Annotated in this window: 7 protein-coding genes; 3 read left to right on the forward strand and 4 right to left on the reverse strand. The window is 45.8% G+C overall.

Features of this window, described 5'->3' with window-relative positions; translation table 11 throughout:
- Nucleotides 1-949 precede the first annotated feature (949 nt).
- The 3 genes from QUB64_RS22960 to QUB64_RS22970 form a co-directional block, all read right to left on the reverse strand.
- Complete coding sequence (locus tag QUB64_RS22960) at nucleotides 950-1,624, reverse strand: hypothetical protein (RefSeq protein ID WP_333275013.1); 675 nt, start codon at nucleotides 1,622-1,624, stop codon at nucleotides 950-952.
- A 137-nt stretch (nucleotides 1,625-1,761) separates the two neighbouring features.
- Entirely contained in the window at nucleotides 1,762-8,547 is a 6,786-nt protein-coding gene (locus QUB64_RS22965; RefSeq protein WP_333394222.1) for a S8 family serine peptidase, read from the reverse strand.
- Between the two features lie 577 nt (nucleotides 8,548-9,124).
- Entirely contained in the window at nucleotides 9,125-9,322 is a 198-nt protein-coding gene (locus QUB64_RS22970; protein ID WP_333275023.1) for a hypothetical protein, read from the reverse strand.
- Nucleotides 9,323-10,106: 784 nt separating this feature from the next.
- Between QUB64_RS22970 and QUB64_RS22975 the strand changes: the two genes are divergently transcribed.
- Nucleotides 10,107-10,577 carry a MarR family winged helix-turn-helix transcriptional regulator gene (locus QUB64_RS22975; RefSeq protein WP_333275025.1) on the forward strand — a complete coding sequence of 157 codons (471 nt, stop codon included), beginning with the start codon at nucleotides 10,107-10,109 and terminating at the stop codon, nucleotides 10,575-10,577.
- A 690-nt stretch (nucleotides 10,578-11,267) separates the two neighbouring features.
- On the opposite strand, the gene QUB64_RS22980 is transcribed toward QUB64_RS22975, so the two are convergent.
- Nucleotides 11,268-12,974, reverse strand: a complete 1,707-nt coding sequence (locus QUB64_RS22980) for a N,N-dimethylformamidase beta subunit family domain-containing protein (RefSeq protein ID WP_333275027.1) — start codon at nucleotides 12,972-12,974, stop codon at nucleotides 11,268-11,270.
- Nucleotides 12,975-13,354: 380 nt separating this feature from the next.
- Between QUB64_RS22980 and QUB64_RS22985 the strand changes: the two genes are divergently transcribed.
- Together QUB64_RS22985 and QUB64_RS22990 are read left to right on the forward strand one after the other, a co-directional pair.
- Entirely contained in the window at nucleotides 13,355-15,307 is a 1,953-nt protein-coding gene (locus QUB64_RS22985; RefSeq protein ID WP_333275030.1) for an FAD-dependent oxidoreductase, read from the forward strand.
- Between the two features lie 151 nt (nucleotides 15,308-15,458).
- On the forward strand, nucleotides 15,459-16,619 hold the full coding sequence (locus QUB64_RS22990) for a low temperature requirement protein A (RefSeq protein ID WP_333275032.1): 1,161 nt from the start codon (nucleotides 15,459-15,461) through the stop codon (nucleotides 16,617-16,619).
- Nucleotides 16,620-16,693 lie beyond the last annotated feature (74 nt).

Raw genomic sequence — 16,693 nt, forward strand, 5'->3', positions numbered from 1 at the left:
CGTAGGGGCGGGTTCGCCAACCATACCGGCAAATAATCGACAATTTCAAAAACCCGCCCCCACCCAACGATAAATCATATTTGCGATCGAGATAAACATCAATTCCCAAATGTCGTAGGGGCGGGTTCGCCAACCATACCGGCAAATAATCGACAATTTCAAAAACCCGCCCCCACCCAACGATAAATCATATTTGCGATCGAGATAAACATCAATTCCCAAATGTCGTAGGGGCGGGTTCGCCAACCATACCGGCAAATAATCGACAATTTCAAAAACCCGCCCCCACCCAACGATAAATCACCATGTACATTTTGAAAATTCGATCGCGATTAAGGTTCATGTGGGTTATCTGTTGTGTGGGGGCGGGTTGATCAAGATTGTTTGTGGGAATTAAATATTGTTGGTAAACCCGCCCCTACAGATTGTCAATTTTGTCAACAATGATATCAATCATCGCATACATTTCGATCGCTCTTGTAGGGGCGGGTTCGCCAACCATACCGGTCAATAATCGACAATTTCAAAAACCCGCCCCCACCCAACGATAAATCTATATATACATTTTGTACATTCGATCGCAATTAAGGTTCATGTGGGTTATCTGTGGTGTGGGGGCGGGTTTATAAAGATTGTTTGTGGGAATTAAATATTGTTGGCGAACCCGCCCCTACAGATTGTGAATTTTGTCAATAATGATATCAATCATCGCATACATTTCGATCGCTCTTGTAGGGGCGGGTTCACCAACCATACCGGCCAATAATCGACAATTTCAAAAACCCGCCCCCACCCAACGATAAATCACCATGTACATTTTGAAAATTCGATCGCAATTAAGGTTCATGTGGGTTATCTGTTGTGTGGGGGCGGGTTTATCAAGATTGTTTGTGAGCATCAAATATTGTTGGCGAACCCGCCCCTACAGGCCTATGAAATTTGCGGCAATTTACTTGCGTGCAGCTTTTAATTTCCCCCGCTGTTTCCGCATCCAAATGCTGACAGCACCAAAAGCCAAACTGCTGAAAAGCAAACTCGGTTCCGGCACAGGTTCCGAAGGGTTAGGTACTCTTGGATTGCCGGGAAGATCAACTTTAATCTCCTCTTTCCTGAAAATCTCCCTGACACCTGAAACTTTGTACGGTTGCTGAATCAACAAGCTGAATACTGCATCGTCAAGACTGGGGTTACTATTGTCGATCTGTCTGACTGATTTCTCTAACAGCAAGCGATCGGGATTTATGTTATTCCCCAAAGCTAAGTAATAAATTATTTCATCGACATTCGTCACTCCAGTATCAGCAGGTTTCAAGCAAATTTGACCGGGCGGGCATGGTGGAGGTGTAGCAGGACTTGACGCTGTGATTTCCCACCAATACAAATCATTTGGATCTTGCGCGAATACCTGAGTGTAGTCTTCTATTTCTGGTGAATCCATTGGTCTGGTTGGGCTATTGTAGTAGCTACGCCTTCCCCACAAATAATCTATAGAAATTGATTCCCCTCCGTCCGATTGTAGGGAAAGAGTGCCGCCTCTAACTGACTGAATTTTCTGACCGTAAAGAGAGTCATACACAATTGGATCGAATGACCAATAAGAAGTGATATTTGTTGTTTCTGGCATTTGATTTTTTCTCCGGATCTGAAAGATAAATTTGTTGATCTGTTTCGGTTTGTATTTCACCACCCAGAGAATCGATTCTCTGGAGAGTGGGCGATCGCGCTTAATTTATCAACAGTCAACTGTCAACAGTCAACTGTCTAAGACAATTTAGCTATCCAAGCATCATCACCTCCCAAATTATTTCCCTCGACATTCCCGGAGGTAACGCCGCCGATATAAACCCCACTGCTGCCAACAGCAATACCGTTAGAAACATCATCGCCAACTGTTCCCAATTGCTGCTTCCACTGCAATGCACCGTTGACGTTATACTTGGCAACCCAAGCATCGTCGCCACCTGCATAGTTTTCTCCCAATTTGCCGCGAGTGCGCCCGGTAATGTAGGCGTTGCCATAAATATCGGTGGCAACTCCAGTAGCGGCATCGTAGGCGGATGTTCCTAGCTGCCGCTTCCAATTCAACACACCAGTTACGGCGTTGAATTGGGCAACCCAAGCATCTGCATTTCCGTAATAAATACCGCCTAATTTAGTGTCGTCGCCTGGGCCGAACGCGCCCCCCTGACCGTTCTCTTCGCCTACCCATTCGCCTGGATTGCCTGTAAAAACATCTCCCAATTTGTTTTTTGTATACCCAGTCAGGTAAACCCGATCGCCATTATCGACAGCAACTCCAAAAGCTTCATCTTCCGCAATCGTCCCTATTTGTTTCCTCCAAATTTCATTGCCTGTGCTGTCATATTTTGCCAACCAAGCATCAGCATCACCAGCATTGGTTCCTTGCAAATTGCCGTTAGTCGTTCCGGCAATGTAGATATTCCCCGCACTGTCAGAAGCGACACTTTTCGCTTCATCCCAAGCAGCAGTTCCGATTTGTCTCACCCAAAGTTGATTGCCGTTGCTGTCGTATTTGGCGACAAAAGCATCGGTGGTGATTTCACTACTTCCCGGTGCATTGCCGATCGTGCGCCCGACGATATTTATGCTGCCGTCGCTGCTAACAGAAATTCCACCATTGGCAATGTTATAATCTGGTGTCAGTAAATTGCGTTGCCAAATTCGATCGCCATTGGTGCCGTACTTGACAAGCCAGGAAGTGCGATCGCTCGTATTTCCCAAACCGCCGTCTGTCGAACCGATCGCATATACGTTGCTATCCTTATCCACAGCAACACCGCTAGCAGCATCATAAGCAGTAGTTCCGAGTTGTCGCTTCCAAATTTGCTGTCCCGTGCTGTCATACTTCGATATCCAGGCATCATACAGCCCCTGATTGCTGCCGTCTAAGTTGCCAGAAGTGCGGCCGACGGTGTAAATGTTGTTAGTGCGATCGACTGCGATCGCGTTCGAGGAATCATAACCAGTTGTTGATATCCCCGACTGTCGCTTCCACCCAAATGTAGGAGTATCGTTGTCAATAATTGTTACTTCAGCACCGTCATTTTGAGCGATCGTGTATTGAGGATTTTCTACCAGCAGCAAACGCACTTTTTCTTTGTCTTCAGATATGGCATCATCGATCGGTTTCACGTCAACTGTCACCGAAGAAGCACCAGCAGGAATCACAATTGAGGCTTTCTTTTGGTCTTGTGCAAGCCAAGAAAGATTAGCTGGAAGCAGAATTTGACCGTTGAACAACTGAAAATCCACACCATCTTTAGCGCGCGGCCACCAATTAGGATCTACCCAATAATCGACAGTGAGCGGATTAGCCGTACTGCCAGTGCGAGTAAATGTAAATTGACCCAACTCGCCGTATTCAGAAGCAGTATCCTTTGTAGGTATTATTGAAACAGTTGGTTTATCATCGTTATCCCAAATTGTTGTCTTAATACTTCCGCTACCTTCCCATACTTTGTAGTTAGCATTTGGGGTGATTGAAAGTATCGCTGTTTCTTCTCCTTCTACTAAAGTATCGTCGATCGCTTCTACAATAAAAGCAACATCGTGTTGGCCGGCACGAATGACAGCGGTTCCAGACATAGGTGGATAACCAGATACAGCTTTGTAATCCGTACCCGGAGTAGCAGTTCCCGTCAGCGAGTAATTTACCGTCAAATCCTCAGCTAAACTGCCGATGCGCCGGAATGTAACATCAGCAAGATTCCCAGATTCAGAAGCGTAGTTTTCCCGTTGGTAATTGCCAATTTTCCCAGAAAACCATTCTGAAAATACTTGAACTTCAGGTGTTTCGCTATCCCAAATTGTCACCTTACCGCGATTGCTAGAACCCATCTCGTAAGAATTATCTGCCTTTAACTGCAATACAACTGATTCGGGCCATTCAGCAACCGTGTCGTCAATAGTTTGAATCGGAATTTTGACAGAAGATTGATCGGCCGGGATAGTAACCACACCGCTTAAAGAGTTGTAATCTTTATCACTCTCTGATTCCGGTGGCGACCAAGTATTGAGTCCTGTCACTGCATAATTCACCGTCAGCGGCAACTTAGTATTCCCAGTGCGAGTAATCGTAAACTCCCCCGGATCTTGCCCTTCCGTAGCATCCGGGTCAGTCGCCACCAGTGAAACCGTCGGTTTAGTCCCAAAAAGATTCAACTTCCAAGCATTCCAAGTACCTGCTTCTCCTGGATTTGTATCGGAAACTTTCAACTTCCAATCTCCTACCGATGACTCTCCCCAATTGCGGGCAGAAGTAAACACCCATTTACTGTAATTATCGCCAGAATCGCTACTCGATTGAGCTAAAATCGATTCCGTACCATCGGGAGAAACCAGCCTGACATCCAAATCTCCCCGCCGCAAATGAGTCGCATCAAACATTACTTCTGCCCATTCAACAGTAATATTTTCATTAACTGTAACGGTACGATCGATCGCAGTACGGTTATCTGGAATAGCAGCATTCACTGATACTTCTGCCGAACGAATTGCAATTTCGCTACTAACAGGCGTCCATGTTTTAGCTTTTTCAACTGCTGCTGCTGCATCAATTGCCCCAAAGCCATATTTATGATTCACCCACTTACCAGCGGCGTTTTGAATCCAACCTAAAATTTTCCGCTGAGTCAAACTTGTACCAAAATCTGTAGGCTTTGCAGTTTCGACTAAGATATGCTGAATATCGCGTCTTGTCAAAGTGGGATTCGCCTCTAACATCAAAGCAATTTCCCCAGAAACTAAGGGTGCTGCTGAAGAAGTACCACCAAAATCATAGGTATAATTCCCCGCACTTTTCCCATCTGTTCCCATTAAATCAGTCGTCACAATACCGTTCGTATTAGTTGACAGCCACCAATTCTCTAAGAAACCAATTTCTTCTCCGGTACGATCGGTAATTTCTAACTTCCAAGTTCCGTTAGGATTCTCACCGTCAAAATCAGATAATCGTCCTTCTGGTCGGAAAACTCCTGCTGGAATTACCCCCTCAGCAATGGAAGTAAAAGCATTGTCTGATAGCTGAGTATTTTGGAAGAAATTGCCATTATTTATGATATTGGTAAACAGTTCAACTTTTTTACCAGACGGCGCAGTCAGAAATACATCTAAATCACTGTTGCGAGGGTGTTGCAGAGTTAATAAAACCCCTATATCGGTGATAACTGCTGGTTTACCACTGACATTGAGAGTGGAAGTAAAAACAGTTCCATCATCAGGAATGTCTTGGTTAACTACTGCGGGGATATTATATGGAGTTGTATTGCTAGAGTAAGCAGATACCAACACCGATGCGCCCGGTTCGCTGTAGGTAGTTTGCTTGCCTTTATCATCGATCGCAGCTACAGCGATCGCATGGCGAGAATTAGCGAAGTCATTGTAATTGACATTGCCACCTGATTTTTGATCGTTGCCGGCACCAAACACGTAATTAGTACCTAATCCGTTGCGATTTTGAGTCGCACCCTGTTCTATTACATATTCGCTTAAAGGCGAACTGCCGAAAGATTGAGTCGGCTTCCAACTATTGTTATAAATGTCGATCTCATTGTTGAGATAAGACAAAGCATCGGCAATAAGTCGATCGTTCACAGGCCCGGCCAGCAACCGCAAACCTGCTAAAGATGCTTCCGGTGCAACACCACTAATTCCTAAATTATTATTGCCTGTTGCTGCTGCAACTCCTGCGGCTGCGGTTCCGTGTCCTTGGTTGGCATTGGGCATCGGATCTTTGTCATAAACGCCGTTAGTTATCTCATTAAAATCGCGGCTCAAATCTGCCCGATACCTGTCTTGCAAATCCGGGTGAGTGTGCTGCAAACCATCATCAACAATCCCAATGACAACTCCTTTCCCCTTCGCAGTATCCCAAGCTTTAGTAACATTAGCATCCGCGCCGGGAGTGCCGCCACTTTGTCCCGTATTCTGCAAAGTCCACTGTTGCTGAAATAGAGTATCGTTCGGTATCGATTGCGGTTTAAGTTCGATCGCAACTAGCGGATAAGCAAACTCGACACCGTTGAGATTGTCCAAGCGAGACTGCACTTGTGCTGGTGTGACATTTGCAGGCAATTCCCAGGTATAAGTGTTGGGGATATGTCCCGTCGCACCCAGGTTTTTGGCTTCAAATAAGTTCGCAAAATCTTCAGGAGATTTGCCGGAAGTAACTCCCACAACCCACTGTTTCGTTTGCGCCAACGCTTCCGGTTCGTAGTTGTCGAGAACTTCCGCTCTTTGCACGCTGTAATTTACGCGATCGGACAGCGATTTAGCAATACTATCATTAGTCCCTTTGAACTCAACTTCCGACTTGGCGTACTTAACTAAGTCTCCACCAAAATCAGTTTTTGTCCAGTCACGCTCTGGTGCGATCGCCCCAGCCAACAAAGGAGCCTTCGCCGTCGCTCCCGTGACCTTAAACGTGATATCGTTATAATCCCGGTCTGTCCAAACATCCGCCCGCAAATCCTCCATCGCAAACGTACTGCCATCGCCAGTAACATCGGCAATTTGCCGCAGCGAAAACTCATCGTTAGGATTCGCCGTCCCCAAGGAAAACAAAGGCCTCAAATCACCGCCAATACTAGGATTTTGCAATACCTGCCGCACAGTTCCGTTGGGAACTAACATCACGGCAAATTCGTCGCCGAACTTCATGGCAAAGGATTTGATGCCTTGATAATTACCTTTGTTGTAATTGTCTTCGTAACTGACTTTTCCGCTAAATCTTGCACCTTCATTTAAGTCCTTGATGACGATATAACCTTCAGCCGAATTGCTGGTGGCTCGACGCGCTGCTTCTTTGATGAAATTTTCTTGACTGGTGAACTGATTCATGCCTTTGATGTTGAATATCGCCAGTTCTCCTTGATAGTCGCCACCGTCAAATAGATAATCAAATTTCACTAAGCCATTGGGATTGTTGACTTTGAAAACACCAGTATCAAAGGTGAGATTCCACAGCTTTGGTGCCGGAGTTGCGCTCGGCATAACTGCTGTCTCTACGCCTTTTTCTACCTCCGGATTATCGGCATTTTTAACAAGCTTTTCATTGATTACTTTCTCTCTTGCTCCTCCCTCTGCGCTCTCTGCGCTCTCTGCGGTTAAAACTTCTTTTTCACTAACAACAGCCTCAGATTTGACGGACGGCTCGATCGACTTTTCGGTCAATTTCTCGACAATCGGCTCAGATTTGACTTCAGGCGCGATCGACTTTTCGCCCACTTTCTCCACAACCGGCTCAGATTTGACAGACGGCGCGATCGACTTTTCAACCAATTTCTCAACCGCAGCCTCAGATTTGACAGACGGCGCGATCGACTTTTCGGCCAATTTCTCAACCACCGCCTCAGATTTGACAGACGGCGCGATCGACTTTTCCCCCATTTTCTCAACAACCGCAGGCTTGACTTCAGGCGCGATCGACTTGGAATCGACTTTCTCAACAACCGCCTCAGATTTCACGGAAGGTGCGATCGACTTTTCCCCCAATTTCTCAACAACCGTCTCAGATTTGACTTCAGGCGCGATCGACTTTTCGCCCACTTTCTCAACCGCAGCCTCAGATTTGACAGACGGCGCGATCGACTTTTCAACCAATTTCTCAACCGCAGCCTCAGATTTGACAGACGGCGCGATCGACTTTTCGACCAATTTCTCAACAACCGTCTCAGATTTGACTTCAGGCGCGATCGACTTGGACGCCAATTTCTCAACAATCGGCTCAGATTTCACTTCAGGCGCGATCGACTTGGACGCCAATTTCTCAACAATCGGCTCAGATTTGACTTCAGGCGCGATCGACTTGGACTCTACTTTCTCAACCACAGCCTCAGATTTCACTGACGGTGCGATCGACTTTTCATCCACTTTCTCAACCACAGCCTCAGATTTCACCGATGGCGCGATCGACTTGGACTCTACTTTCTCAACCACAGCCTCAGATTTGACTTGAGGTGCGAGCGCCTTGGACTCTAATTTCTCGCTACTTTTGGGTTCAATACTGCTAGAAATTGATGGCGATTTATCGATTGCAGCAGGATTAATCAGTGGATCTCTCTCGACATCCGCTTTTTTCCCGCCAATGACAACATCTGCGATCGAATTCACATCAACCACTTTGATACCTGTCAGCAAATCAATACCCACTTGAGAATTTGCCTCAGGTTCTTTTTTCGGAAAATCAATCCCAACTCCAATATCAACAGCGTTTGGACTTGACAAAAATTTATCTTTAACAGACTCCTTTGAAGCAATATCTATACTGCTTGTAAAAATTTCTTCCTTTTCAGTGCCAGCAGTGCCGCCAATACCAGGAGGATATTTAACATTTAATGAGATTGACGGCAGCTTATTTTGAGAAATAGCGGCAATTGATTCCCCTGCGATCGTAAATCCCGCCTTGATTTCAACACCCTCGATCGAATCCTGTGGCATATTTTTAAAGACTCCAACCCAAAAATAAATGTAACAATCAACAGTTGAACCTGAAGCAGCGGAAATTCGGGCTTGAGAGCGAACTCTCACCCTGCTCGTTTCCCCTGCATTTATCTCACGCACGCTCCCCAAGTTTTATGCAAAAATTGCCTAAACTTTACAAAAGTTTACAGTAAATGGGGGATTCCCTACCGGATAGCTACACTACCCTTCACCGAACCCCTGCGGGAAGAAGGCTTCACGCAGCGGGCCCAGGGGTATTACAGGGCGTGCAGGGGGCGATCGCCCGTGCGCCAGGACTTACCCACAGCTTCTGCTGTAGGGGGGCAATCCCCCGCATTCATTGGCGTCAACAAACACGTCAAAGGGAGCATCTCTGTTTTGCTTACAAGAGTGCGAGCGTCCTCGCGAGCGAGTCTGCATAGCACGCGAGCGAGGACAGCACTGTCAAAAAAATGCTTTTTGCAAAAATGAGATGCTCCCTAGGTCAAACCTAGTGCCAGACTGCTGTTTTTGGCATCAAACAGCAAGTTTTGGGGATGGCTAAACTGCGATTCAACATGATTTGTGAATTGTTCAAAGCATCAGTCAGATCCAATACATAATCTAAATTTCTCAACCCATATGTAGCGATTTAAATGTGGGAGAGATTTTCAATCATTGCTTTTTATATCGGATATATTTGGTTTTGAATTAAGCTGGGACAATCAAATTTAACTCGCTCGATCACTGGCAGCAAAGTATGGCAAGCCTTGCGGTAGAGTTCGGCTAAGCCGATCTTTTGGGCGACGACAAGTTGGTGGCGGTATATTTCAGTCTTGCCGTTGACTTGATTTGCGATCGCACCCGCAATTTTCGCGAACATAGGTACTTGTACGCAGCACAAAAATGTTGTTAATCCTGCCAATAAACACCAAATTTTCCACTTTTTTATATTCATTTTGGTTAATTATTGTGGCGCGTCCAACCCGCGAGCTATCGGCGGTTGAAACTCCAAAATTTATCGCACTTTTGCCGATCGATCCAATAAATGTGACATCTATCACCGACACTACCTAAGTGATATGTAATAATACTTACTGCTTTAGATGGTGTTACACGATGCGATCGATCGCCATTTTGAGCGATCGACAACAAAAAAAATCTGCCGCCAATTAAAAGCAACCTTTCGGGATCCCTAAATGAAAATAGCCGCGCGCGGCAGTTAATTGCAGCAAATTCAAATCAGCGAGGGATAAACAGATTAAATTCCCAAATTTACCCACGATTTTCATATAAATTGACTATTTAACCGAAATAAATTCATTCTAAACTGTTAGAAAACCTAACAGTTAGTATTACTGCAATTGCGGTGCAGAGCGAATACCTGTACTGTTTATAAAGCAAATTAGCGATCCGTCCAGAATTAAATGCCCCAGTCGCCTATACTTACTTACACCCTCTTGGGAAAGGTAAACTAAAAACCTAAATCAGCCACCGAAGCACCCTCGCCCGTAGGTGCGGGAGCTTCAAAGAGAGCCTCTGTTGAGCCGAAGGTTTTTTACTCAAAGATGAAATGTGATTTGTATGCTGCACCAACCGAGCATCCCTTTTGCTCACGCCACCTTGCTGACTACAGCAATGGTGGAGATTTATAAGGGGGAAGAAAGATGAATTTGGAACAATCCTCTACAGGCATCACCCCCGAGCAATGCGCTGCTGCTGTAGTGGAAATTATTCCGCTGATTGTGGGGTCGATTCGATCCCAAATGCGAAATCAAGGAGAACCCTTTTTATCGATATCTCAGTTTCGCAGTCTCATGTTTCTTTACCGCTATCCAGGTTCTTCTTTATCCAAGTTAGCCGATTATTTAGGGGTGACTCGACCGACGGCTTCTGCAATTTGCGAGCGCTTGGTTCAGGAAAATTTTGTAGACCGCAAAGAACATCCTCAGGAACGGCGAGCGGTGGTGCTGAAACTGACAGAAACGGGTCGCGCGAGGCTCGAAGAAATTCGAGAGCTCACCTGTAACAATATTTCGCCAATGTTCGAGGACTTGTCTGAGGAGCAGATGGGGATAGTTTTGGCAGGATTGACGTTACTCAGAGAGGTGTTTGACGGCAAATCTAACAATCAGTAAAACCTCCTCTACATCTATTTACTGTTTAACCTGTTACATATAAGTTGTAGGGTACGTAGTGCGCACCCTACAGTTTTTTTTGACCTATAGCCCAATACGGTTCACTTAACACTCCTTATACTTGGATATCCCCCTCGCATCCCCGTTAACAAGCAGTGTGGTTTTATTGTAATCATAAAAATTAGGTACGTAGTTGGGATGCGAGCCCTCTTTCGAGATATACATGAAGAGGGCTCGCATCCCAACTACGTACCTTGATTAATATGACAGTTGCGTCTAATACACCACTCGATCTTTGAGCGATGCTTTCGATACTTTCAGATTTATTTTCCTGACCATAAAACCGCCCTGCTTCGATCGGGGGGTTAGGGGGAATCTATTTTAAGTGAACTGTATTGACCTTAGCCTTTCTCAAATAGACGAGGGACGCTTATGGTAACGGGTAATAGGTAATGGGTAATTGGTAAGGAATAATTGCCGCAGCACAGCTTTTGAAACGCAAGCTTTTTTATGATTACCGATTATGTTTTCCCAATTACCCATTACCTATTACCTCAAACGTATCTCATCTTTAACTCGAACTGCTATAGTTATTATATATAGCGGTTCTCAAGCGTAGTGAGGATAGCCCGGTTTGGCCGGTTTGGCTATTGGCCATGAGTACCTCATCTTTTTGAGAAAGGCTATAATTTACTCTTTGGCTGAATTTAACAGCTTTGCTAAAACGTTTCGCGTTATCTGCTGAGCTCCGGCATTTAAAACTGGCGATCGCAACTGCGGCGCATTGTAATCATCCAATCCCCACGCCCACTGCATCGAACCAGTCGCGAATACTTTCGCCCCCGAATCTGCTGTATAAACCGTCATGTCAGCATAGCGAGTGCCTCCCCCGTGAGGGTATGGAGAATGGGCGACCCTAACTATATTTTTCGGGGCATTACCAAACATTCGATCGACTTCATAACCCAACAGTCCCGGTAACTTGTCGCCCTGTTTTAACTGAGTTTTTTCTAGCAACCAATCCGGGGCATTTTTATCGATCGCAATATCATAATTTACTTGAAATGTCTCGTACATCACACCGATTAAAGCATCCTCGGGACTCCCGACAGATCTGTCTCGCCAGCGAGTTGTTACTAAAGAATAAAGTGCAGGGGATTTATTCTTGTAAGTTGTTGCTATTCGAGCGGGTTCTGCTTTGCGAATGCCGTAGTTCAATTCCCCACCATCCGCTATTTCGACGATAGAATCAACGGCGCTCAATTGCTGTTGAGATTCGCCCAAAGGGTCTAAATCTGCCATTTCTTTATAAGCAACTACAGTTCGGTTTACTTCGCCATTAATCCGGCTGGGTTCTAGGCGGATCTGCCAGTAGCAAATATTGGAACCAAAAAAGCCGATGCTGACGCCTTCATCTCTAGCTGCTTCTATATTTTCCCGCATATCTCGCGACCAGTATTCGTCGTGACCTACAGATAAAAATGCTTTGTGAGACAACAACAACCGAGAGTTAAAATGCGTGTCAATGTTGGTGGCATAGGTAACATCGTAGCCTTCTTTTTCCAGCCACCTGACCATATTGTATTCCCAACCAGCGCTCGAAGTTCTCCTTTTTGGCTGAAAATTTGTCAGAAATTCCCCCGCCCCTACCCCGTAAGCTGCTTTGCGGTTGGGACTCATGGCGTAGGGTCGATTAAATGAAACTTTGTAGGCTTGTTTTGCCTGACTGTTCCAGCGGTAAAGGGATTTGTAGCCCCAATTGTTGTACGCTTGAAAAGTGGTAACGCTGGATTGAAATAAAATGTCGGATTTGCGATCGTCATCCCGCACTACAAAGATAATATAACTTTGTTTCCCGCTGATACTGGCAGTGAGTTTAGCTAAATAAATGCCGCTTGTCCAGTCGGAAGGGCGATCGGGAATTTGCAAAATATACGGATCTTTCCAATCGCATTCTATCAGTCCCGATGCTTCATCTTCTTTCGCCGGATGTTGTCTGATTCCCTTCCGCACAATTGGGTCATTCATCCGGCGGCCGCCCAGTCCGCCATACCATCCGGCGCGGAATATTTCTATAGTATAATTAGGTTCTTTAGTGTTGACAAATAATTTAATTGCGCCGCCCAGATTGACGCTGGTTAGAGAGGCGTAACCTTCGATTTCTCGCTTCGTAGCAGGATTTTCTAACTCCCAATCCGCAGTTCCGGGTTTTTGGTTTTCTCGGGCTGTGAGATTGGTGGCGTTCCTCTTCGAGGGCTTCGCTAACGTACTTTTTGCGAGATTTGAATAGTCTTGAGAATGTGCTGTACTGTTATACAAAAAAGGGGCGGCAAAACCAAGTGAGAAAGCTTTCAGAAACTCTCGGCGGCGCAATTTCGACAATAGTTTAACTGTCACGGGTTTAAGTTTATGGATATTAAGTGATAGATTTTGGAGTTGGGTTTGGGTGTAGCGGGCGTAACATTACTTTACAATAGCCCTGGAGACATCATACCTGAGATACATTAATTTGCGATCGCGCGATCGACTCCCTGCAACCCGATAATCTGTCTGAGTATTTCTGCCAGTATTAGGTCTTAGGTCTTATGATGTATGGCTTATGGCATATACGCCATCGCGGAAGAATTTTAGAGACAACAGCCGATTTGAGATGTTTTTAGGTACAAGTCCCCGGAAACATTCGCCGATCGCCTCTAAAATCTAAAATCGTTCGACTGAGCGCTCACGCCGAAGTCTGAAATTGAAAATCGGATGACCTTTTTGTTTGAACCAGCTTTATGAGTGAATCAACCAATCCACCGCTATCTCAACCAGTTTCTCGACGAACCGCCCTCAAATTCCTCGGAGTCGGAGCCGCAGGCGGGCTGCTGGGCTACTCTCGATTGTCCAAGCCCGAACCCGCCGTTTTCCAGCAAGATACTCTTGACTTGCCGCGAATGCTGAATAAACCCAAAACCGTTGCGGTTGTCGGCGCAGGCTTAGCAGGGCTCGCCTGTGCTTACGAACTGAGTCAGCGGGGTTTCGCCGTGACGCTGTTGGACAAATCGCCCCAACTCGGCGGTAAAATTGCTAGTTGGCCGATACAAGTCGGGAACGAAACCTTTATGATGGAACACGGTTTTCACGGTTTTTTCCCGCAATACTACAACCTCAAAAGTGTGGTCAAAGAACTAGAAATTACCGATAACTTTGTATCTTTAGAATCCTACGCCGTTGTGTTTCGAGACGGCAAATACAAACCAGAAGTTTTCCGTCCCAACCATTCAGCTTTCCCCTGGAATATAGTTGACTTGGGGATATCTTCTCCCAACCGGCTCAAGTGGGGAATCAATCTGACAAAACCCGCTCACTGGCAAGTTTTTCGGGAAATCGGCGGTTTTCAAACTCAAAAAAGTTTTGACCGACTCGACAATATATCAGTCGCCGACTGGGTAAAAGGTGAATTCCCGCGCGGACTTTACGACTTGTATTTTCTGCCTTTTGCCAAATCAAGCCTCAACGCTCCCGACGAATTGAGCGTAGGAGAATTAATGCAATTCTTCCACTTTTACTTTTTCGGAAATCCCGAAGGTTTGGCCTTCAACGGCACGCGGCAAGATATGGGCACGAGTTTGGTGCAGCCGATTGCCAGATCCATTGAAAGCAAAGGTGGCAAAGTATTGACAGATGTCGCAGTTAGTAATATTCACTGGGAAAACGGCCAGATTGATTCTTTGACTTATCAGTCGGGAGAAGTGCAAAGTAAAGTACCTTTTTGGGTGAAGCGAAACGCGCTGTTAACTGACAGCAACTCTACGGAATATTTCGGCGCTGGCGACAGCGTGTTTGCCGCCGCACCTGGAGGAAAAGAGGCAATTTCTCTGAGCTGTACTCACCAAGGCTGCACGGTTCAGAAACAAAATGACGGTCAATTTCACTGTCCTTGTCATGGGGCAGTTTTTGATGCTGATGGGCGAGTTGTGAGCGGGCCTGCTCAACGGGATTTGCCTCGATTTAAAGTAGTTGATAAAAAATCAGATGAGATACAGTTAGCCGCAGCGGTTAACAAGTCGCAACCGCAGAATGTGGGGGAAACATTGAAGGCTGATTATTATGTATTTGCGGCGGATGTTCCGGGGATGCAGCATTTGTTTAGTTTGGCCAGCGGCGAGGTGAATCTGCAGGTGCAGAGCCGAATTGAGAAATTGAAAATAGCAGATCCGTTTGCGGTTGGGCGTTTTTGGTTCGATCGCGATTTTGCCTGGGAACACAGCTATTTTACTTCACTTTCCGGCTACAAACTGACCGACAGCATCACACTTTACCACAAAATCCAGGATCAGTTCATCGAGTGGCATCAGAAAACTGGCGGCAGCGTAGTGGAACTGCACGCTTATTGTTACAAAGAGAAGGAATTTCCAAACCAGGAAGTTTTGCTGGCGACTTTTGAGCGAGAATTGTATGAAATTGTACCGGAATTAAAAGCAGCGAATGTGCTGCACCGGGAACTGGTGAACCAAAAGAATTTCTCGGGTTATCCGCCCGGTAGTTATGCGGAAAGGCCGGAGACTTGCTGCGCTGTTCCCAACCTGTTGTTTGCGGGAGATTGGGTAAAAATGCCGTTTCCTTGCGGTTTGATGGAAAGGGCGGTGAGCAGCGGTTTGTTGGCTGCTAATGCTATTTTATATCAGGAGGGTTTGCAAAGGCGATCGCTCTTGACGGTGAATCCCGAAGGCGTGCTAAAAATCTAAGGTTTGCAGCGGGTGGATTTTAGATTGTGTCCGCACGAACAAAACGGGTTCGTAGTGAGGACTTTAGTCCGCATCCATAGAAGGACTAAAGTCCTCACTACGAACTTTTTTATTTGATGTCGAGTTAAATTAGCACAAAAAAACTTGGTTTATGGCTAAAAGAATCTGGTGGCAAAAACCGCAAATCCGCACCGACGAAGAACAGCACTTGCACCGGAAAGTTAGCTGGCTGGAACTCTTTTTTGACCTAGTATTTGTAGTCATTATTGCCGAATTATCGCACAATTTGGCGATCGATGTTTCTTGGGTAGGTGCGGGTAAATACATCTTGCTATTCTTGCCCGCGTGGTGGGTTTGGATCGGTGCAACTTACTATAACGAGCGGTTTGAGACAGAAGGAATTGAAAATCGCTTGTTTACATTTCTCCTAATTTTGGCTGTAGCGGGATTGGCGGTATTTTCCCACCACGGTTTAGGAGAAACCTCTGTGGGTTTTGCCTTATCTTACGTATTTGCGCGATCGATCGTAACTGTTCTATGGTGGCGGGCAGGCTATCACGAACCAAGTTTCCGCCCGACTGCGAAACGGTTTGTCATGGGTTCTAGCATTTCGATCGCCTTTTTTATCTTATCCGTTTTCGTACCTGCGCCCACACGTTTTTTATTGTGGGCGATCGGCTTGTTTGTTGATATCAATACCCCAATTTTGACCCTCAAGCACCAAGCAAAGCTGCCCAAATTCAGCAGTTCCAGACTTCCCGAAAGATACGGACTATTTATGATTATCGTTTTGGGGGAAGCCGTAGTCAGCGTAGTTCAAGGATTAGCCGCCAAAGAACACTTTGATTTCGCCCATGCCATCACTGGAATTCTGGGAATGACCCTAACTTTCGGTATCTGGTGGATATACTTTGATTTTGTCGCTCGCAGGCCTCCAAAACCTGCAACTGGTTGGGTATTTGCATGGGGATATTTGCATATGCCGTTGGTAATGTCGGTGACAGCAACGGCGGCGGGAATCAACAATGTAATTGCCTCGAAAGCAACAGTGCTGCCTTTGAACGTGCGGTGCTTAATTTGCGGTTCTTTAGCAATTTCTTTAGCTGTGATTGCTCTACTGGAAACCACTTTGCGCCGAGATGAGGACGAACCCGCTCACCCGATATGGAGTCCTACCTTAAAGTTAGCTGCGGCTGTTGTGACACTAATTTTAGGTCTTTTCGGAGGATTAGGAGCGATCGCTCTCCTGAGTTTGTTAGTAATATTACTAGCAATTCAGATGAGTTACGGTTTGTGGGTGTGGTTTCGCTGAGGAGAAAAGTCATAGTTTGGGAACAAAAAAACATCGCCGTCGCTTTGGGTGCATCTGCGGGTAAAATGTTGAAT

Source organism: Microcoleus sp. Aus8_D2 (assembly GCF_036702665.1).
Taxonomy (GTDB): domain Bacteria; phylum Cyanobacteriota; class Cyanobacteriia; order Cyanobacteriales; family Microcoleaceae; genus Microcoleus.